Origin of the sequence: Neobacillus sp. OS1-32 (assembly GCF_030915425.1) — a bacterium.
Taxonomy (GTDB): domain Bacteria; phylum Bacillota; class Bacilli; order Bacillales; family Cytobacillaceae; genus Neobacillus; species Neobacillus paridis.
In genome coordinates this window covers 2,841,413-2,861,801 of record NZ_CP133263.1, presented here as the reverse complement: position 1 = coordinate 2,861,801, position 20,389 = coordinate 2,841,413, and the positions used below count along the sequence as shown (strand labels likewise).

Annotated in this window: 18 protein-coding genes, 3 pseudogenes and 2 riboswitches; of the genes and pseudogenes, 17 read left to right on the top strand and 4 right to left on the bottom strand. The window is 43.3% G+C overall.

From position 1 onward, the window contains the following. Positions 1 to 7: 7 nt before the first annotated feature. The 6 genes from RCG24_RS14215 (at position 8) to ptsP (ending at position 5,604) form a co-directional block, all read left to right on the top strand. Positions 8 to 856 carry a PTS mannose transporter subunit IID gene (locus RCG24_RS14215; RefSeq protein WP_308077322.1) on the top strand — a complete coding sequence of 283 codons (849 nt, stop codon included), beginning with the start codon at positions 8 to 10 and terminating at the stop codon, positions 854 to 856. 78 nt (positions 857 to 934) lie between these two features. Next, positions 935 to 1,390: a DUF986 family protein gene (locus RCG24_RS14210; protein ID WP_308077321.1), complete on the top strand. Its 456-nt coding sequence runs from the start codon at positions 935 to 937 to the stop codon at positions 1,388 to 1,390. Between the two features lie 138 nt (positions 1,391 to 1,528). Next, the gene (nagA, locus tag RCG24_RS14205) at positions 1,529 to 2,728 is read left to right on the top strand and encodes an N-acetylglucosamine-6-phosphate deacetylase (RefSeq protein ID WP_308077320.1); all 1,200 of its coding nucleotides are present in this window, start codon (positions 1,529 to 1,531) and stop codon (positions 2,726 to 2,728) included. Beyond that, positions 2,729 to 3,460 carry a glucosamine-6-phosphate deaminase gene (gene nagB / locus RCG24_RS14200; protein WP_308077319.1) on the top strand — a complete coding sequence of 244 codons (732 nt, stop codon included), beginning with the start codon at positions 2,729 to 2,731 and terminating at the stop codon, positions 3,458 to 3,460. A 165-nt stretch (positions 3,461 to 3,625) separates the two neighbouring features. Beyond that, positions 3,626 to 3,892 (top strand): phosphocarrier protein HPr, encoded by a 267-nt coding sequence (locus tag RCG24_RS14195; RefSeq protein WP_308077318.1) that lies wholly within the window; start codon positions 3,626 to 3,628, stop codon positions 3,890 to 3,892. Then, positions 3,892 to 5,604, top strand: coding sequence for a phosphoenolpyruvate--protein phosphotransferase (gene ptsP / locus RCG24_RS14190; RefSeq protein ID WP_308077317.1), 1,713 nt, complete (start codon positions 3,892 to 3,894; stop codon positions 5,602 to 5,604). Before RCG24_RS14195 ends, ptsP begins: the two co-directional genes overlap by 1 nt. A gap of 224 nt (positions 5,605 to 5,828) precedes the next feature. Here ptsP and RCG24_RS14185 read toward each other — a convergent pair whose 3' ends face one another. Genes RCG24_RS14185 through RCG24_RS14170 form a run of 4 tightly spaced genes read right to left on the bottom strand, consistent with a single transcriptional unit; the run spans position 5,829 to position 8,446 of the window. Continuing rightward, positions 5,829 to 6,692 (bottom strand): energy-coupling factor ABC transporter ATP-binding protein, encoded by an 864-nt coding sequence (locus RCG24_RS14185; protein ID WP_308077316.1) that lies wholly within the window; start codon positions 6,690 to 6,692, stop codon positions 5,829 to 5,831. A gap of 15 nt (positions 6,693 to 6,707) precedes the next feature. Further along, positions 6,708 to 7,478, bottom strand: a complete 771-nt coding sequence (gene cbiQ, locus RCG24_RS14180; RefSeq protein WP_202653588.1) for a cobalt ECF transporter T component CbiQ — start codon at positions 7,476 to 7,478, stop codon at positions 6,708 to 6,710. A 9-nt stretch (positions 7,479 to 7,487) separates the two neighbouring features. Beyond that, positions 7,488 to 7,772 carry an energy-coupling factor ABC transporter substrate-binding protein gene (locus tag RCG24_RS14175; protein ID WP_202653587.1) on the bottom strand — a complete coding sequence of 95 codons (285 nt, stop codon included), beginning with the start codon at positions 7,770 to 7,772 and terminating at the stop codon, positions 7,488 to 7,490. Further along, positions 7,769 to 8,446, bottom strand: a complete 678-nt coding sequence (locus tag RCG24_RS14170; RefSeq protein WP_202653610.1) for an energy-coupling factor ABC transporter permease — start codon at positions 8,444 to 8,446, stop codon at positions 7,769 to 7,771. Before RCG24_RS14170 ends, RCG24_RS14175 begins: the two co-directional genes overlap by 4 nt. Positions 8,447 to 8,643: 197 nt before the next feature. Beyond that, positions 8,644 to 8,841, bottom strand: a riboswitch (cobalamin riboswitch). Positions 8,842 to 9,027: 186 nt separating this feature from the next. Next, a riboswitch (cobalamin riboswitch) is annotated at positions 9,028 to 9,207 on the top strand. 129 nt (positions 9,208 to 9,336) lie between these two features. On the opposite strand from RCG24_RS14170, the pseudogene cobJ reads away from it, so the two are divergent. The 11 genes and pseudogenes from cobJ to RCG24_RS14115 form a co-directional block, all read left to right on the top strand. Beyond that, positions 9,337 to 10,164: pseudogene (gene cobJ / locus RCG24_RS14165) on the top strand (precorrin-3B C(17)-methyltransferase); the annotation flags it as partial. A gap of 57 nt (positions 10,165 to 10,221) precedes the next feature. Continuing rightward, positions 10,222 to 11,172, top strand: a complete 951-nt coding sequence (locus RCG24_RS14160; RefSeq protein WP_308077315.1) for a sirohydrochlorin chelatase — start codon at positions 10,222 to 10,224, stop codon at positions 11,170 to 11,172. After that, positions 11,169 to 11,948 carry a precorrin-6A reductase gene (cobK, locus tag RCG24_RS14155; protein WP_308077314.1) on the top strand — a complete coding sequence of 260 codons (780 nt, stop codon included), beginning with the start codon at positions 11,169 to 11,171 and terminating at the stop codon, positions 11,946 to 11,948. Before RCG24_RS14160 ends, cobK begins: the two co-directional genes overlap by 4 nt. After that, positions 11,944 to 12,594 carry a precorrin-8X methylmutase gene (locus RCG24_RS14150; protein ID WP_308079189.1) on the top strand — a complete coding sequence of 217 codons (651 nt, stop codon included), beginning with the start codon at positions 11,944 to 11,946 and terminating at the stop codon, positions 12,592 to 12,594. Before cobK ends, RCG24_RS14150 begins: the two co-directional genes overlap by 5 nt. Further along, positions 12,591 to 13,685 carry a cobalt-precorrin-5B (C(1))-methyltransferase gene (locus tag RCG24_RS14145; protein WP_308077313.1) on the top strand — a complete coding sequence of 365 codons (1,095 nt, stop codon included), beginning with the start codon at positions 12,591 to 12,593 and terminating at the stop codon, positions 13,683 to 13,685. The genes RCG24_RS14150 and RCG24_RS14145 overlap by 4 nt, the downstream gene beginning before the upstream one ends. After that, entirely contained in the window at positions 13,682 to 14,890 is a 1,209-nt protein-coding gene (cbiE, locus tag RCG24_RS14140; protein WP_308077312.1) for a precorrin-6y C5,15-methyltransferase (decarboxylating) subunit CbiE, read from the top strand. Before RCG24_RS14145 ends, cbiE begins: the two co-directional genes overlap by 4 nt. Position 14,891: 1 nt before the next feature. Then, on the top strand, positions 14,892 to 15,593 hold the full coding sequence (cobI, locus tag RCG24_RS14135; protein WP_308077311.1) for a precorrin-2 C(20)-methyltransferase: 702 nt from the start codon (positions 14,892 to 14,894) through the stop codon (positions 15,591 to 15,593). Further along, a pseudogene (cobM, locus tag RCG24_RS14130) lies at positions 15,593 to 16,362 on the top strand (precorrin-4 C(11)-methyltransferase). The gene cobI and the pseudogene cobM overlap by 1 nt, the downstream one beginning before the upstream one ends. Continuing rightward, positions 16,359 to 17,507 (top strand): annotated as a pseudogene (locus tag RCG24_RS14125) (cobalt-precorrin 5A hydrolase). Before cobM ends, RCG24_RS14125 begins: the two co-directional pseudogenes overlap by 4 nt. Continuing rightward, positions 17,494 to 18,864, top strand: coding sequence for a cobyrinic acid a,c-diamide synthase CobB (locus tag RCG24_RS14120; RefSeq protein ID WP_308077310.1), 1,371 nt, complete (start codon positions 17,494 to 17,496; stop codon positions 18,862 to 18,864). Before RCG24_RS14125 ends, RCG24_RS14120 begins: the two are co-directional and overlap by 14 nt. Next, the gene (locus tag RCG24_RS14115; protein ID WP_308077309.1) at positions 18,861 to 20,372 is read left to right on the top strand and encodes a cobyric acid synthase; all 1,512 of its coding nucleotides are present in this window, start codon (positions 18,861 to 18,863) and stop codon (positions 20,370 to 20,372) included. The genes RCG24_RS14120 and RCG24_RS14115 overlap by 4 nt, the downstream gene beginning before the upstream one ends. Positions 20,373 to 20,389: the final 17 nt, after the last annotated feature.

Below are 20,389 nucleotides of genomic sequence, written 5' to 3'. Positions count from 1 at the left end.
CTGAGGAATGAGTACTGAAATGACAACAGGTCAAAAGAAATTAACGAAAAAAGATTTATTTTGGGTCTTTGTTCGCTCGAATTTTCTTCAAGGCTCTTGGAACTTTGAACGAATGCAGGCCTTAGGTTTTGCTTTCGGGATGACCCCGGCGATTAGGCGGTTATATCCAGAAGGCAGCGAAGAACGCAAGCAAGCGATGAAACGTCATAATGAATTCTTTAATACTCACCCATTTATGGCTGCACCCATTGTCGGCGTAACCCTGGCGATGGAAGAAGAACGAGCCAACGGCGCAGAAATTGACGATGCAGCTATTAACGGGATTAAAGTTGGTCTAATGGGACCGCTTGCCGGTGTTGGCGACCCAATTTTCTGGGGAACACTCCGTCCAGTATTTGCTGCACTTGGAGCATCCATTGCATTAAGCGGAAGTATTTTAGGACCGCTATTATTCTTTATACTCTTTAATGCTGTCCGCCTTGGCATGAGATGGTGGGGCGTTTCCTACGGTTACCGTAAAGGATCCGACATTGTGTCAGATATGGCTGGCAATGTGCTGCAAAAATTAACAGAAGGTGCATCGATCCTCGGACTATTTGTCATGGGGGCGCTGGTCAATAAATGGACGAAGGTCAATATTCCGTTTGTCATTTCCAAAGTGAAGAACCCTACGACTGGAAAAACTGATATCACAACAGTTCAAAGCGTACTCGATCAGTTAATGCCTGGACTAGTGCCATTAGCCCTAACCTTCCTATGCATGTGGTTATTACGCAAAAAGATTAACCCGCTTGTGATTATTTTAGGCTTCTTTGTAGTCGGAATTTTAGGCTATTGGGCAAATATTTTACGATAAAGGAAGACAACATTTCAATGGGAATCGACCTTTACCCGATTTCCTTATTAATATGGATAAAATGGAAGGGTGCAAACCATGTCCATTACAGGTATAATCTTATTGGTATTTATCATAGTTATGGCAGGATATTTAATCTATGAGTCAGCTGTTATTCCCTCATTAAAGGGAAAAACAGAGCTTGTTATTCCGTTGAGAAAACGTCTGCTGACTGATCAACTCATTTTTGCCGCAATGCTGATCATCCTGTATATTTCGAATTATTTTCGTGGGGTGAAAGGATGGGACAATTATCTGTTGCTCATTGCCTCATTTCTCTTTATCTATTATGTGTTTATCCGTTCTCCAAAGGCTCATTTTAAGGATAATGGCTTCTATTATGGGTTGTTCTATACAGAATATGATAGGATTAAAGAAATGAAACTGTCTGAGGATGGATACCTGGTTGTTGATACGGACCGCCGCCGGCTTCTTTTACCTGTAAAACGGGTTGAGGATTTGGAGAGTATTCTAAACCATCTTCTCGAACATTAGGACGTAGAAAAAGTTAGAATACATAAAAATATTCAATAGCCAAGAGAATCATATGGGGACGGTCTGGACATTATCTTTTACACGATACTATGGGGAAATCAATTCTTTGATGAGTTGATTGGGGCCAGAAAGGAAGGAATGAACGTGACAGCAAAAGATGATCCTGTGTTATTAATAGGTCCGCAAATATACTCAGACCATGATATTATTGAAAATGGATATATCAAAATAAAAAATCAGCAAATCGAAGAAGTTGGGTCTGCCGCTAATCTTCTAAATAAGGAAGGGTATAGGATTGTTAAGCTTCCTTCGGAATACAAGGCTATTCCTGGTTTTATCGATGTTCATATTCATGGTGTGAATGGTGCAGATACGATGGATGCTACAACCGAAGCATTAGATACGATCGTATCGGCTCTTCCAAAGGAAGGGACCACGGCATTTTTGGCTACCACCATTACACAAGAAAATAATCAGATAGAATCTGCGATCATAAATGCAGCGAATTATATCAGCAGCGAACAAGCACCAGGAAAGTCTGAGATACTAGGGATTCATTTAGAAGGGCCATTCGTAAATGCCAAGAGGGCAGGTGCCCAGCCAAGCCAATATATTATTGACCCTGATCTAGAGGTGTTTAAAAAGTGGCAAAGATTAGCAAACGGTTGGATTAAGTTAGTGACCCTCGCTCCTGAACGACCGGGCGGCATGGAGATGATCCAATATTTAACCGATCATGACGTTATCGCTTCCATTGGTCATACGGATGCATCGTATTCAGAAGTCATTGCCGCTGTTGCGATGGGGGCTAATCACGTAACACATCTGTTTAACCAAATGAGAGGGCTGCATCACCGTGAGCCGGGTGTCGCAGGTGCAGCACTTTTAGAAGAAAAATTAATGGCTGAACTGATTGTCGATGGCATCCATGTACGCCCCGAGATGGTGAGGTTGGCTTATAAGCTGAAAGGAAAAGCCGGCCTGATATTAATCACCGATTCAATGCGGGCAAAATGCCTGAAAAATGGTCAGTATGATCTTGGCGGACAGGATGTAACTGTAAAGGACGGCAAGGCAGTGCTTAAAGACGGGACTCTTGCCGGGAGTATTTTGAAGCTGGGCCATGCAGTAAAAAATATTATCGACTTTACCGGATGTTCACTTGAAGATGTGATTGAAATGGCATCTGTTAACCCTGCTAAGCAACTGGATATTTTTCACCGCAAAGGAAGCATAGCCGCAGGAAAGGATGCAGATATCGTTCTGCTTAATGAAAACTTGGATGTGAAGATGACCTATTGCAGAGGGGTGGAAGCTTTTGTAAAGGAGGACAACTAAATGCAAATCATTAAAGTGAAAAATTATCAGGAAATGAGTAATAAAGCGGCCGAATATATCATTCAAAAGGTCGTCCAATTTCCAAATTGTAACCTTGGGTTAGCTACTGGCGGTACACCGATTGGAACCTATCAAAATTTAATTGAAGATCATCAAAAAAATGGTACGTCTTACCGGGATGTAACCACCTTTAACTTAGATGAGTACATTGGTCTTGCTGCATCCAATAAAAACAGCTACCATTATTTTATGAATGATCAGTTGTTTAAGCATATTGATATTAATCCTGAAAGAACGTTTATACCGCGCGGAGATGCCGCAGATATTCAAAAAGAGTGTCTTCGATATGAGGAATGTATTGAAAGACACGGCGGAATTGATTTGCAGCTGTTGGGGATTGGCAGCAACGGACATATTGGTTTTAATGAACCAGGAGCTTCATTTGAGTCGAATACTCATGTTGTTAATCTGACGCAAAGTACAATCAATGCTAACTCCAGGTTCTTCGCCAATAAGGATGAGGTTCCAACTAAAGCGATAACGATGGGTATTGCAACCATCATGAAGAGTAAGGAAATCTTGCTTTTGGCTTCGGGAAGCAAAAAAAGTGAGGCGTTGTTTAAGTTGTTAAATCTCGAGGTCAACGAAGGCTTCCCGGCTTCTATTTTGCAAAAACATCCTTCCGTTACGATCATTGCTGATGAAGAGGCCCTATCCCGTGTTAAAATTTAAAACGGGAGCTCGACATACAAAATGCAGTTTGCAACTCGAGGGATAAGGTAAAGGCCATTACCAACCTGAATGTATATCATCCTGAGGTTCAGGAACAAATGGTATTTTTACACTCGTTTTTAGATGTTTCAAGTTAACTAATAAACAATAGGAGAATGAGATAAAATGGCAGAAAAACAATTTAACGTAACTTCAGATACAGGTATTCATGCACGTCCGGCGTCATTATTAGTTCAAACGGCCAGTAAATTTAATTCGAATATTAATTTGCAATATAAGGAAAAAACCGTCAATTTAAAATCGATTATGGGCGTCATGTCTTTAGGCATTAGCAAGGGGGCAGATATTATCATCTCAGCTGACGGCAGTGATGCTAATGATGCCTTAAAAGCTCTGGAAGAAATGATGATGAAAGAAGGTATTGCGAAATAATGGAATCTTTAAAAGGAATAGCTGCCTCTAACGGAATTGCGATTGCCAAAGCCTACCTGCTGGTTGAACCTGATCTGTCTTTTGAAAAACAGACCGTTGACGATGGAAATGCAGAAGTGGAACGGTTTCGTACGGCACTGGAAAAATCAAAGGAAGAGTTAAAATTAATTCAAAGTCATGCTGCAGAAAAATTGGGCGCCGATAAGGCAGCGATTTTTGAGGCACATTTGCTCGTTTTAAGCGATCCTGAGCTAACTGGACCGATCGAAGAAAAAATAACTGGAGAAAAGACGAATGCTGAAGCTGCCCTCAAAGAAACAGCAGACATGTTTGTCAGCATGTTCGAGCAAATGGATAACGACTATATGAAGGAACGGGCAGCAGATATCCGCGATGTAACGAAGCGTGTTCTTTCCCACCTGCTGGGGGTTCAAATACCGAATCCAAGCATGATTTCTGAAGAAGTTGTGGTGATTGCCAATGACTTAACACCATCTGATACTGCACAATTAAACCGTCAGTTTGTAAAAGGATTTGCAACCGATATTGGCGGTCGGACCTCGCATTCGGCGATTATGGCCCGTTCACTGGAAATTCCTGCAGTCGTTGGAACAAAAACAGCAACAGCCGAAATAAAAAATGGCGATTTGGTCATTGTCGATGGTCTAAAGGGGGAAGTGCATATTAACCCTGCAGCTGACCTGGTTGAGGAGTACGGTAAAATCTCTGAACAATATGAGCTGCAAAAAGCAGAATGGGCCAAGCTAGTAAACGAAAAAACGATTTCTGCGGATAATCACCATGTTGAACTAGTGGCCAACATTGGTTCACCCAACGATTTAAAGGCGGTCATCGAAAATGGTGGCGAAGGAGTCGGGCTTTTCAGAACAGAATTCCTCTACATGGGCAGGGATCAACTACCTTCGGAGGAGGAGCAATTTAATGCCTATAAAGCTGTTCTTGAAGGCTTAAATGGCAAGCCGGTTGTCATTCGGACATTGGACATCGGCGGTGACAAAAAACTTCCTTACTTGAGTTTGCCGGAAGAACTGAATCCGTTTTTGGGGGTTCGGGCGATCCGTTTATGTTTAATCGAACAGGATATTTTTCGGACACAGCTGCGTGCCTTGCTGCGGGCCAGCAATTATGGCAATTTAAAAATTATGTTCCCGATGATTGCAACCCTTGATGAGTTCCGGGAGGCAAAGAAAATATTTACCGAGGAAAAACAGAAACTGCTTGCGGACGGGCAGCAAGTTTCCGACCAGATTGAACTGGGAATCATGGTGGAAATCCCTTCTACAGCCGTGTTAGCCGATCAATTTGCTAAAGAGGTTGATTTCTTCAGCATCGGTACCAACGACTTGATTCAATACACGATGGCTGCGGACCGCATGAATCAGGGTGTATCTTACCTGTATCAGCCATATAGCCCATCGATTTTAAGATTGGTAAAGATGGTAATTGATGCAGCCCATGCTGAAGGAAAATGGGCAGGTATGTGCGGCGAAATGGCCGGCGATGAAACCGCCATCCCACTTCTTCTTGGTCTCGGTCTTGACGAATTTTCAATGAGTGCTACATCGATTCTGAGAGCACGTTCACAAATTCGCAAATTGAAAAAAACGGCTATGGAGGAGCTTACCAAGACCGTGCTGCAAATGCAAACCACGAGTCAAGTAATGGAAGCTGTACACCAAGCAACAAAATAGGTAAAGATGGTTGTTTAAAAAAATCAATAATCTTAGAAAGAGAAAATGTAGAATTCGTTCAAAGAAGGCTAGAACTATTAGGAAATTTCCGTTTTATTTAGAATCATTTCTAATGAATAACAGCCCCCTCCGATAATACGCCTGGATAGAGGGGGTTGTTCCTTTTATAAACTGAACAGCAAAAGTTGGTTTAGATTATTTTATGAGGGGTGGGTATTTTGTGATTATTGACCATTCTTCAAGATACGACTTGTACTGATTGACAACAGCTTCAAAAGATCTTCTTTTGTCCGCGGGATTTGTTTTTGTGTAGGAAAGTAATCATTGTCAATAAGAAATTGATAAAGGTCGAGAATCATCGGCCGCTCTAGGTTTGCCTTTTGAAAAAGGTCTTTCTGGAGAAATATTTCCTCCCTTCCCCCATTTCCAAGAACTTTGCCATCATGTAAGATAATAATCTCATCCGCCCATTCGAAAGCAAAATTGATATCATGGGTCGAGAGGACAATGGTTTTTCCATCACGGTTAATTTGATTTAAAAGATTAATAATCTTTTTCGCATAATAGCTGTCCAGACCGGCAGTTGGTTCATCCAAGATTAGGAGTTCGGGGTCCATGGAAAGCACACAGGCAATGGAAACACGCTTTTTTTGGCCAATACTTAAGGAATGAGTGGCTTTTTTTTGCAGTTCTAAAGTTCCAGTTTCTTTCATCGCCCAGTGAACCAAGCGTTCGATGGCATCTTTGGTCAGTCCCAAATTTCGCGGCCCATAGGAGATATCTTCAAATACAGTTGGAGAAAATAATTGCTCATCCGGATTTTGAAAAATGATTCCTACCTTTTGTCTTAGCGCCTGTAAATACTTCTTCGTATACTGGATCCTCTCCCCTTTAAAGGTAATTGACCCTGATAAAGGCTTAAGAATTCCGTTCAAATGTAAAAAGAAAGTGGATTTTCCTGCTCCATTGTTCCCGAGGATGGCTATTTTTTTTCCTTGGTTTAAGGTGAGGGAAATCCCCTTTAATGCTTCCGTACCATCCCCATAACGATAAATAAGATTGTTAGTTGTGATAATAGGTGTTGTCATATAAGGGGTTCCTCCTTAAAAGGTGAATAGCAAAACGAGCAATAACAGGACAATCATAAAAACACCCAAATTTAGTAAGGAAAGGCTGTACTCTCTTTCACTGCCGATAAACTCTCCATATCCGCCACGGGATTCGACAGCTTGATGTAGCTTAGCCGCTTTCTGAAAGCTTTTTAAAAATAAGGCAGTCGTTAAGTATCCCAAAGAGGTTAAGCCAGTTCTAAACGAAGTATACCCCAGCCTGGAAGACTGCGAATGGTAAATTTCCGCAGCCGTTTCAATTAGTGTAAATAAAAAACGGTAAGTGATCGCAATCATTTCAATGAAAAGCGGAGAGATCCGCCACTTTTTTAATAAATATAGAATTTCCACGAGTGGCGTGGTTAAAATGAGCAGGTATAAACAACTAATGCTGCCAATAGAAACCATAAATAGTTGAAAGGCTGCCCTTACACTCGACATATCTACATAGATGAACAGTTTCCCCATTGAAATATCAAAAATAATTTCGCTGCCGGGTATCGCATTCAGGGAGAAATTAACCATTAGAGGAATTAATCCCAAGAGAATAAAAGTAATCGGAAGAACTAATAATTTTATGTAATATTTTATAGGAATCCTTGCCAGAAGGATCATGATACTCGAAATCAGAAAAACTGTGAAACTTACCTTCATGTCTCTTGCGAATAAAGAGAACAAAAGCATAAACAGCGAAAAAGTAACTTTGTCAAAGGCGTGAATATCGCTGAAACGGTTATGGTAGGCGTACTGGTCAATTAACAACATCGCTATATATCACTTCATATCCTTGTCATGAATTTTGCGCTCTCGATAGGTCCCGATAATAAAACCGATGGCACCGGCACCTATAGCAGCTTGACCGGCAAATAAGAAACTTTCAACTTCACTGCTTGCCGGGGCCCAAAGGTAATTGACCCACGGTTTATAATTTGGCTTCAGAGAATGGACAATATCGGTTGCTCGTCCATCCGTCCCGGAAAAATCCGCTTGACCATGGATGAAAAACGGAATAGCAGTAATGAAGATAAAAACAAGAATTAAAAACGCATTATTTTTCATAGGTTAGCTTCCTCTCTGAAAGGAACTTTTAATAGTTTTAATACTTGAGTATTGTATTTAAATAGTAAATTCATCACGATGACCGTCAAGATAGCTTCACTTATAGCAAGCGGCAGCTGTGTAACTAAGAAAATGCTGGAGAATTTCAAAAAAGACGCTGCCACTCCACCCGTTGCCGCAGGAAAGGCTAATGCCAATTGGAACGAAGTAACAGAATAAGTAGCCAAATCACCTAACAAGGCTCCCGTAAAAAGAGAGACACGGAAAGACAGGCCGAGACGTTTTCCTAGCTGTATGATCCAATAGGCAACAAACGGACCGGCAACCGCCATAGAGAACCCGTTTGCACCGAGCGTTGTTAACCCTCCATGAGCAAGCAGAAGAGCTTGAAATAACAGAACAATGAATCCAAGTACGCTCATGACAATGGGACCGAATAAGGCTGTGCCTAAACCCGTTCCTGTCGGATGGGAGCTGCTCCCGGTAACAGAGGGCAATTTTAAGGCCGAGAGCACAAAGACAAAGGCGCCGGACAGACCTAGCATCATTTTCACTTCAGGTGCATCGGCAACAAGCTTGTGAATTTTTTTCATTCCGGCAAAAAGGAAAGGAAGGTAAATAGCCCACCAGATGATCACCCACTTCAATGGCAGAAATCCTTCAGCAATATGCATGGCATAAGCCGATTGATACGAATTAAGCCAAAAATAGATCGTAGCCGCTAATACTAAAATGGGGACAGTCCTCCGAAAAGGTTTTTTCTTCACTTCTCTCACTCCTTTAAATTGTAAAAAAAAGCATTCTGAACGTTAGGTTAGTTCAGAATGCTTTGGCTTTGTGACATTTTGAACATACCTATATCCCGTAGGCAGTTAAAACTTGAAAAACAGGCAGGTTTCCTGACTCATTGTCATCGCAGAACCGCGCCTTCCCTAGTCAAGGTTTTAAATTGACTAAGTGGCCTTCTTGCGGACTGCTCCAAATTACAGTGGCGGGAACCGTGCTGGAATTTAACCAGCTTCCCTTTTACGTTGATTAATTAATCAACACCCGTTTTCCCATGATTAAATTGTTATCACTAAGTATAGCCTTGTGTTTTTCGAGTTGTCCATGGAATATTTGTGACAGAAAGTTCAAAAATCCCTCGATAACAAGTCATATCTAAGTTCTAGCCAGTTGTGAATTTTTTGACAAAAATTGTTCACTTGTTAATTGTCAAATGTTGCTGTTTAATGATACTGACCTTTAAAAAAGTGAATAGGTAATACGTAAAAGTGCTCCGTTTTAAGGAGATAAAAGGGAAATCGGTTAGAAACCGATGCAGCCCCCGCTACTGTAACGCAAACGAAATTGTAGAATTCCACTGGAAAACCGGGAAGGGACAAGAGTAGGATGAAGCGAAGCCAGGAAACCTGCTTTTACGTTGTATCTTGTTCTTCGGAGGGAAGAATAGTGATAGCGTTGCAGTTAAAGACGTGTATCATTCGCTACTGTTAAAAAGCCTTAGCCACCTCCGATGGACTAAGGCTTTTTTGTATTGAAAGGAAAAGATGGAGGGGAAATGATGAAGGGAAAATTATTTGTGATTGGCTGCGGTCCGGGAAGTATGGAGCATTTGACAAAACGAGCGATAGATGCCGTAAGAGAGAGTGATTTCATCGTTGGTTATAAAACCTATGTGAACCTTATTAAAGACTTAATTACCACACAGGAAATCGTCAGTACGGGAATGTCGGAGGAAGTGGAACGGGCACAAGAAGCTGTCAAGTTGGCCAAAACCGGGAAAAAGGTAGCTGTGGTTTCAAGTGGTGATGCCGGTGTGTATGGAATGGCCGGTCTGGTATATGAGGTGCTGACCCAGCAAGGGTGGTCTGGCAAGACAGGAGTTGAAGTAGAAATTATTCCAGGTGTTTCCGCGATTCACTCAAGTGCGTCCTTATTGGGAGCCCCGATCATGCATGATTCCTGCACCGTAAGTTTAAGCGATCACTTAACCCCGTGGGAGATCATTGAAAAACGTTTAGAGGCCGCGGCAATGTCCGATTTTGTTATTGCGCTTTATAATCCCAAAAGCGGGAAAAGGACACGTCAAATCGAAGAGGCACAAAGAATTCTATTAAAATATAAATCACCTGATACACCAGTGGGATTGGTGAAAAGTGCTTATCGGCAAAAGCAACAAATTGTGATCACCAATTTAAAGGAAATGCTGGACCATGAAATTGGCATGCTTACCACCGTCATTATTGGAAACTCTGCAACCTTTGTTCATGATAACAAGATGATTACCCCAAGAGGTTATGAAAAAAAATACTCCCTAACTGATGCGGAGCAAGCTCTAGTTAAACATGAAAGACTGAAATCTGAACATGAACCATGGGCACTTCATCAAGGACAAGCCGATTAAGTAAAGTGGTCACAAAGAAAGTTATTTTGGGGAGGAATTATCGTGAAAGCTGTTTTAATGGTGGCCCACGGAAGCCGCGACCAAGAGGCAAATGATCAAGTCCGCCGAGTTATACATAATTTGAACCATTCATTAGATCCGGCACTTCTGCTGGAACTCTGTTTTTTGGAGCTTGAGGCACCAGGGATTGACCAAGGCATTGCAAATTGCGTGGCCAAGGGAGCGGAAGAAGTTGCGCTGATTCCCATCATGCTGCTGCAGGCCAGTCATTCGAAAATCCATATTCCAAATGCCATTGATCAGGCAAAAAAGAAATATCCTAATATTCATTTTAGCTACGGCAGACCGATTGGAATCCATCCGGCTGCGCTCGAAATATGTCAGACACGGCTTGAGGAGTGTGGTGAGGAACTAAGAAATCCAGATCCCAAAGCCGCTGTGCTTGTCGTTGGCAGAGGCGGAAGTGATCCTGATGCCAATAGTGATTTATACAAAATTTCCCGATTATTATGGGAACAGCTCGATTATAAATGGGTTGAAACCGCCTTTTTTGCCGTGACAGATCCGTCAGTAGAAGAGGGAATTAACCGCTTAATAAAGCTTGAAGCCAAAAAGATTATCATTCTTCCCTACTTCTTATTTACGGGGGTATTAATCAAGGAACTTGAAAGAATGGTAGAGCAATTAAAAATAAAATATCCTGATTGTCAGTTTAAACTTGCGGGTTTTTTTGGCTTTCATCCAAACTTGGAAGTTATTTTAAAAGAACGAATCAATGAGGCACTTAAGGAAGATGTCAGAATGAATTGTGATACCTGTCAATATCGTTTTGAAGCAAGCAAGCATACGGGGCACCACCATCATCATCATGAGCCAGGACACCATCATGACCACGTGCATCATCATGATCACCACCATGATCATTGTCAACATGGCGAAAGCCAACATCACGATGGACATAATAGTCAAAAAGACATCTGCGGTAACCGATGATTCTACTGATTGCCGGTACAAGTGATGCTCGGGATCTGGGGCTCCAAATAAAAGCAAGAGGCTTTTCCCAAATCGCGACGGTGGTATCGCCCAATGCGGCAAAAGAATGGCACGATGCTGAAATTTCCGTACGAGTTGGCAGGTTAACGGCGGAGAAAATGAAAGATATTATTGCCCAAAATCAGATCACCACCATTGTCGATGCCAGTCATCCCTTTGCGGAAGAAGCCAGTATAAATGCGATTGCGGCTGCCAAGCATTGTGGGATTCCTTATATCCGCTTTGAACGGGAATCAGTAAGGATAAACAACCCCTCCATCTCCTATGTCGATAGTTATCAAGAAGCAGCAGAACTTGCTGCAAGGAAAAAAGGGGTGGTATTTTTGACAACCGGAAGCAAGACGCTTCCAGTGTTCGCCGATAAGCTTCTTCCATTGCCAGATGTCAGAATGGTGATCCGTCTCCTTCCGCAAAAAGAGAACTTGGAAACATGTGAAAGGCTACACATTCCCCAGAAGAATATCGTGGCGATGCAAGGGCCATTTACGAAGGAATTTAACAAAGCCTTGTTTGCGTTATATAAGACAACGGTGATGATTACAAAAGAAAGCGGAAAAGTCGGGTCTTTAGAAGAGAAACTGACAGCTGCTTTGGAGCTGGGAATTGATACGATCATCATCAAACGCCCTACTGTCGATTATGGAACCGTATATTGGACGTTTGAAGACGTGATTCATCATTTAAAAGGTGTAGAAAGGGAAGGGAACCATGATTGATTTTAAAACGGAGTTTAAACCATATACCATTCAACCACAAAAAATTGAGGGCCGAAGCTTTGAAATAATTGACGAGGAAATTGGCAGTCACTCCTATACAGCGGAACAATACCCGATCGTTCAAAGGGTCATTCATTCCACAGCCGATTTTGAACTGGGGAAAAGCTTACGATTTCATCACGATGCCATTCAGGCCGGGATCCGTGCGATCAAAACGGGGAAAAAAATTGTTACCGATATCAAGATGGTAAGTGCCGGGATTAACAAACGCCGAATTGAAAAATTTGGCTGTTCGGTCCATGAATATATTACTGATGAAGGAGTTGTCAAGGAAGCACGTGCTTTAAATGTTACCAGATCCATTGTCGCCATGCGAAAAGGGATAAAGGAAGCGGAAGGTGGTATTTTTGCAATCGGAAATGCCCCAACTGCCTTGCTGGAATTAATCCGTCTGATAAAACAGGGGGCACCAAAGCCGGGATTGATCATTGGGTTCCCTGTCGGCTTTGTCTCGGCAACAGAATCAAAGGAAGAGCTGATGAAATTAGATATTCCGTTTATTACCAATCAAGGGAGGAAAGGCGGGAGTACGGTTGCTGTTGCAGCCGTAAATGCCATTGCCATTATGGCAGAAAGGGTGGAATGATGTTAGATCAACAGACCCAGCCACTTAGATTTGGATATACAACGGGAGCCTGTGCAACCGCAGCGACGAAGGCAGCTTTAATCGCCTTGATTACCGGGGAAAGCCAAGAAGAAGTGACAATTTTGATTCCTGCCGGTAACCAGGTGAAATTCACCATTGAGGAAATGGTCATTTCCAAGGGCCAAGTAACCGCGGGAATTATGAAGGATGGTGGTGACGATCCCGATGCCACACATGGTGCGCTCATTCAATCAACCGTTTCCTGGAGGAAAAATGACAGAATTGCTTTAGATGGAGGCAAGGGTGTAGGACGCGTCACCAAAGAAGGTCTTCCAATTCCTGTAGGAGAGGCGGCGATCAATCCCGTCCCAAGACAAATGATTGAAGCAGCGGCGGGAGAGATCTTGCGGCAGTATGGTGTGGGGGACGGTGTATCAATTATGATTTCTGTTCCAAAAGGCGAGGAAATTGCCAAAAAAACTCTTAATGGAAGATTGGGGATTATTGGCGGCATCTCGATATTGGGGACCCGTGGAATCGTCGTCCCTTTTTCAGCAGAGGCCTATACAGCAAGCATTTCCTTGGCGATCAAGGTAGCTAGAAAAGCAGGCTGTAAGCATGTCGTCTTAACGACTGGAGGACGTAGTGAAAAATATGCGATGAAACAGTATCCCTACCTGCCGCAAGTAGCTTTTATTGAAATGGGTGACTTTGTTGGATTTGCCCTTAAAGAATGTAAGCAGCAAGGGATCAAGCAGGTATCGCTGGTCGGAATGGTTGGCAAGTTTTCCAAAATTGCGCAAGGGAAAATGAACGTCCATGCGAGAAAGATTGAGATAAATTTTTCCTTTCTTGCCCAAATTGCCAAAGAAGCAGGAGTAAAAGAAACCATTCTGCCGGACATTGTCCGGGCCAATACAGCCGCAAAAGTGGCTGAAATCATGATCAGGATCGGGAATTACCAGTTCTTTCAGTTAATATGTGAATACTGCTGCCAATCAGCTTTGGCTGAAATTGGTGGTGGACTGAAGGTGGAAACAAGCCTTTATACCCTTTCAGGTGACTTCTTAGGAAAGGCGGAACGACAATGAACCAGTCTGTTAAATTAATCGGAATTGGAGACGGCGGCCCGGAAAGCTTATTGCCCATTTATCAGAGATGGATTGATGAAAGTGAGAGATTAGTAGGCGGGGAGCGCCATTTAGCTTTTTTCCCCCAATATAAAGGTGAAATAGTAGCGATCAAGGGCAATTTGGAACAGCTTCTGGAACGATTGCAAAAGGAACCGAAAAATACAGTCATCCTGGCTTCCGGGGATCCCTTGTTTTACGGTATTGGTAACAAGCTCTCAAGCAGTATAGGGTTGGAAATATATCCTCATGTCAGTTCGATTCAGCTTGCTTTTGCTAAAATAGGTGAGCCTTGGCAGGATGCTTATGTCACCAGCATTCATGGACGATCGATGAAGGGACTGGCACAGCGGATTGATGGAAAATCAAAGGTCGCTGTCTTGACGGATAAAGTAAACACCCCCGTGGCCCTGGCCGACTACTTATTATCATTTGGGATGAACGAGTACCGTCTTTTTGTTGCGGAAAACCTTGGCAGTGAAACGGAAAAGTCAGGCTGGTATAACCTGGAGGAAGTAAGGAAGAAGGAATTTTCTCCCTTAAATATTGTGATTCTGAAAAAGTCAGGATTAGCACCACGTTGGCCGGTCGGGATAAATGATGAAGAGTTTTTCCAGCGAAAGCCGGAAAAAGGCCTCATGACCAAAAAGGAAGTGCGACTTCTTTCTTTGGCTGCACTCGGTTTACAAGCGGACAGTATCGTTTGGGATATCGGAACCTGTACCGGCTCACTCGCCATCGAAGCTGCAAGAATTGCCAGAGAAGGGATAGTTTATGCGATTGAGAAAAACATCAATGACTTGGCGAATTGCCAAAAAAACATGATGAAATTTCGCGCCGATCTAACGCTTGTCCATGGAAAGGCACCGGATGGGCTGTCGCCATTCGCTGACCCTGATGCGGTCTTTATTGGCGGGGCTTCAGATGCTCTTTCGCCAATATTGGATGTTTGCTGTGATCGGCTGAGACCTGGCGGAAAAATTGTCATCAATGCAGCCACTATTGAAAAACTAAATGATGCCGTCACAATGTTGAAAGAACGAAAATTTTCCGTGAGCATCACCCTTGTACAAATATCAAAAAGCAAGCCGGTACTGCAGTTAACAAGATTTGCAGCCTATAACCCTATTTACATTATTACCGGTACTCGGGAGGGAGAATCATAATATGCTTGGCAGGTTATATGGATTGGGAGTTGGACCGGGAGATCCAGAATTGATTACGGTTAAAGCAGCGAGAATTTTACAGGAATCCCCTGTGATTGCTTTCCCAAAAAAACGAGACGGTCACAACAGCTATGCCTATTATATTGTCGACACATATATTGACCAAAAGGAAAAGGAAATGTTGGGGTTGATTTTTCCAATGACTAAAGACCCCGAAGAACTGAATCAGAAGTGGTCACAATCTGTTGAACAAATTTGGGAGAAGCTGGCCGCAGGGAAAAATGTGGCTTTTGTAACAGAAGGAGATCCTCTCCTGTTTAGTACCTTTATCTTTATGATGAATCTAATGAGAGACAGACACCCGGAAGCGGTTATTGAAATAGTACCGGGGATTACTTCCATGGGTGGAGCCGCAGCAAGGCTCGGTATCCCGCTAGCTGACGGTGAAGACCATGTGGCGATTATTCCGGCTTGCGATGACTACGATAAGATGAAAAAGGCCATCAATGACCATGATTGCATCATATTTATAAAAGTAGCCAAAGTAAAAGACCTGATGTTACAGGTGCTGAAAGACCTGAACTTACTGGATCGGGCATATGTCGTCACAAAAGTGACCTCTGAAGATGAGATCATTTGGAAAACCAATGAACTCGCAGGAGTGGAGTTGGAATATTTATCGCTGATGGTGGTGAGAAAGTAATGAAGCTATTTATTGTTGGAGCTGGTCCCGGGGACCCGGATTTAATTACTGTCAAGGGGTTAAAGCTTCTAAAGGAAGCAGATGCCATTTTTTATGCTGATTCGCTTGTGAATGATGCGCTGCTGACAGAAGTCAAGCCACATGCGAAAATTATAAAAACAGCTCCGCTTCATCTGGAAGAAATCGTAGATATGATGGAAGTGTGTTTGCTGGAGGGAAAAAAGGTTGTTCGCCTGCATACGGGGGATCCGGCGATGTATGGTGCCATAATGGAACAAATGGCGCTCCTGAAGGAAAGGAATATCGACGTAGAAATTGTCCCTGGTGTAAGCTCCGTATTTGCTGCGGCAGCGGCTGTTGGTGCAGAGTTGACGATTCCGGATCTTACCCAAACGGTGATCTTGACAAGAGTGGAAGGACGGACCCGGTCCCGGAACGTGAAAAATTGCGGAAATTGGCTGCACACCATTGCACCATTGGCTTGTTTTTAAGTGCTGCTTTAACGAAAATAGTTGTGTCCGAATTTATTGCAGCCGGTTGGCGTGATGATACTCCTGTTGTTGTCGTATACCGGGCAACCTGGCCTGACCAAAAGATTATCCGGACAACACTGGCGCAATTGGAGCAGGCGATGAAGGCTGAAGGCGTCCGCAAGCAGGCGATGATTCTGGCAGGATGGGCACTGGATGAACGTATTTTGGAGAAGGAATATCGTTCCAAACTTTATAATAAGGCTTTCCCCCATGGATATCGGAGTGTGAAAGGATGAATCTGCAGCTTGGTCCATATGCCGTTGTAGCGATTACCAAAAACGGAGCAGAGCTTGCCGGGAAATTACAGAATTCGTTAGGCCATACTGATATTTATGTAAAAAGAAAGTTTTTGAAAGAAGCAGGGAGCAATGCTGCAGCATTTGCCTTTGATGAAAGTGCAAGCGAATTGATCGGAAGACTTTTTCACTCCTATAAAGGCTTGATTCTGCTCTTTTCATTAGGTGCGGCTGTCCGTTTGATTGCCCCATATTTAAAAGATAAGAAGACTGACCCGGCGGTCGTTGTCGTTGATGAACAAGGAAAATATGCCATCAGCGTGGTTTCCGGACATCTTGGCGGGGCCAACCAATTAACGGAGCGTGTGGCTGAAATACTTCAGGCCCATTCGGTCATTACCACTGCATCTGACCGGCAAAAAACCATTGCGGTCGATTTATTGGGAAAAGAATTCGGCTGGACGTGGGAATCACCGGAAAATTTAACGGCGGTCAGCGCTGCCGTTGTAAATGGAGAGAGTGTTGTTATTATTCAAGAATCTGGGGAAAGAACCTGGTGGCCGGAAAAAGTGGAATTGCCAGCAAATCTTAAGCTCGTTGGGGATTTTAGCACTGCCTTGGCCGCAAAGCCTGATGCAGTCATTTGGATCACGCATCGCTTAATCAGTCATCAGGAATTAGCGGCCTTCCCTGTTTCCATCATCTATCGCCCGAAAGTGCTTGTTTTAGGGATGGGCTGTAACCGGGGTACTTCCGAGCAGGAAATTGAAGCTGTTATTAAGGAAACACTGGCTGAGTTAAAGTTCTCAATTAATAGTGTTAAAGCCATATGTACCATTAATATAAAAAAAGATTAGCCGGGGTTATGGAAAATCGTTGATAATCATGGCTGGGAATTTCATTATTACACCTCGGAAGAATTAAACTCAGTCAAGCTGGAGGCGCCATCAACGACTGTCTTTCACTATACGGGAGCATATGGAGTCAGCGAGCCGGCGGCCAAATTATATAGTGGTGCTGCAAGCCTCGCAGTAGTAAAAAAGAAATCTGGTAATGTGACCATCTCAGTTGCTGTCAGAACAAATAAAGTTGGAAGTTTTTTTGAAACATGCCAGAAAAGGGGTGAAATTGTTGAGTTCAAATAGATTAGTCATTGCCGGAACCGGAAGCGGGGTAGGCAAAACAACCCTTACAATCGGCTTAATGGCGGCCCTGAGAAAGAAAAACTTGCAAGTACAAGGGTATAAATGTGGACCTGATTATATTGATCCCTCCTATCATACAGCGGTCACAGGCAGACCTTCACGAAATTTGGACAGCTGGATGCAGGACCATGACTTGGTGAAAGACATTATCCGGCGATCCAGTGCGGATGCTGATATTTCAATCATTGAGGGCGTCATGGGACTCTTTGATGGAAAAGCTCCCACCTCAAATGTTGGAAGTACAGCGGAAATTAGTGTCATTACCCAAAGTCCTGTCATCCTGGTTGTTAATTGTGCCAGCATGGCCCGCAGTGTAGCTGCCATTGTCAAAGGGTTTCAATCTTTCGCCCCTAAGGTAAATATTGTGGCTGTTATCGCCAACAAGGCGGGGAGCGAGGGACACTACCAGCTGGTAAAAACCGCTGTGGAACAGGAGTGTCACATCCCTGTTATTGGGTACTTAAAGGCAGATACGGCTGTTAAAATACCAGAACGGCATTTGGGACTTATTCCTTCCATTGAGCGTGGTGAATTGGCCTCCTTCTTTGAAAAACTTGGAAAACTAGTGGCAGAAACCATTGATCTTGATCAATTAATGGCCTTATCGGAGGCACCGCCGATCGCTACAACCACCCCGTCCATTTTTGCACGGAAACAGGAGCAAACTGTAAAGATTGCGGTGGCACAGGATGCAGCGTTTAATTTTTATTATCAGGAAAATCTCGACTTGCTGTCGGCGTTCGGAGCGGAATTATCCTTTTTTTCGCCATTAAATGACGAACCGCTTCCAAAGGGGGCTGCCGGGCTGTACCTAGGCGGCGGGTTTCCGGAAGAATTTGCAGAAATTTTATCAATGAGGTCAGCTGTGAAGGCGTCAATACGGACTGCGATTAAGAATGGTCTGCCTACGATTGCCGAGTGTGGCGGATTTATGTATCTTACCGAAGCGATCGAAACGAAAGATGGGAAAAGCTTTGATATGGTCGGTGCCATCCCGGGAAAAGTAGTGATGCAAGGCCATCTAGTTGCCCTTGGATACCGTGAAATAACGGGAAGATCCGGGAATCCCTTTTTATCTCAGGGGATGTCAGCCAAAGGACATGAATTCCATTATTCTGTTTATGTATCGCAGGCAGAGATGCCGTATGCCTACGAAACAACAAGCAGGAGAAACTCCCAGCCGGAAGGGTACATGAATGGGAACCTCGTTGCCGGGTATAGCCATTTTTACTTTGCCTCATGTCCGAAAATGGTGGAAAATTGGATTAACAAGTGTAAGGAGTGGAACAGCAGATGACGAAGGCCCAGCGGTTAATGATTCAAGCGACCAATTCCGATGCTGGCAAGAGCGTATTAGTTACCGCATTTTGTCGGATCTTTGCCCAAGATGGTTATAAAACAGCGCCTTATAAATCACAGAACATGGCATTAAATTCCTACATTACTGTTGATGGTTTTGAAATCGGCCGTGCCCAGGGTGTTCAGGCGGAGGCTGCCGGGATTTTGGCAACGACAGACATGAACCCGATTTTAATCAAGCCGAGCCGGGAAAACGAATCCCAAATTGTTGTCAATGGCAAACCCTATAGAAATATGGCTGCTTTTGAATATCGCGAGGATTTTTTTAACAAAGGGTTGGAGCTCATAAAGGCATCTCTGGAGAGACTGGACCAACAATATGAACGAATTATCATTGAAGGCGCCGGGAGTCCTGCTGAAATCAACTTAAATGATCGTGAATTAGTTAATATGCGGGTAGCCAAGCTGGCCAACGCTCCGGTCATCCTCGTAGGGGATATTGAAAAGGGCGGGGTATTTGCCAGTTTAGTAGGTACATTGCAATTACTGTCAGAGGAAGATCGGCGGCGAATTATCGGTGTGGTGATTAATAAATTTCGCGGTGACATCGCTCTATTGCAGCCGGGCCTTGATTGGTTCGAACAGTATACAGGTGTACCAGTTCTTGGTGTTGTTCCTTATCTTCCTAATTTAACTATCGAGGCGGAGGATTCCTTGATTCTCGATAGCTATACGGCGCAGCAAGATTTGACGAAAGATCTTGATATTGCCGTGATTCGTTATCCGAAAATATCCAATTTCACTGATATCGATCCGTTCTTCGCAGAATCAGACTGTGATGTAAGGTTTGTGAGCAGACCAGATCAACTGAAAAATCCAGATATCCTTATTTTGCCGGGAAGTAAAAATACGATTGAGGATTTGCAATTCCTCGAGCAAAGCGGGTTGAAAGAAGCCATTTTAGCTTTGCAAGCAAAAGGGAATACCATTGTATTTGGAATTTGCGGTGGCTTTCAAATGCTTGGGGAGGAGATTCAGGACCCGGATCATATCGAAACAACCTGTGAAAAAATGGCGGGGTTGGCCCTTCTCCCGATTCATACCGTTATGACCGCGGAAAAGACAACCGTTTTATCTAAAGGGGTTGTAACCTATCAAAATAAGCAATTTACGATTAACGGGTACGAGATTCATATGGGACAAACTCATTTGAAAGGTAATGCCGTCCCGTTCATTCAAATGGAAAAGGGATGCGATGGGTGCAAGCATTCATCCGAAAAGATACTCGGTTCTTATTTTCATGGAATCTTCCATAATGATGAATTTCGTGCCTATTTCTTAAATAAGGTAAGGGAAAGCAAAGGTTTGGCACCTTTAACGGAACGTGTTGCTTTCAGCCAACTACGGGAGGATGCCTTCGATCGTCTTGCAGAGCATGTAAGGCAGCATGTAAAAATGGAATTCATTACTCAAAAAATGAAACAATTTCAGCAGCGGGAAAGTTAGCGGATGAAGACAAAAAC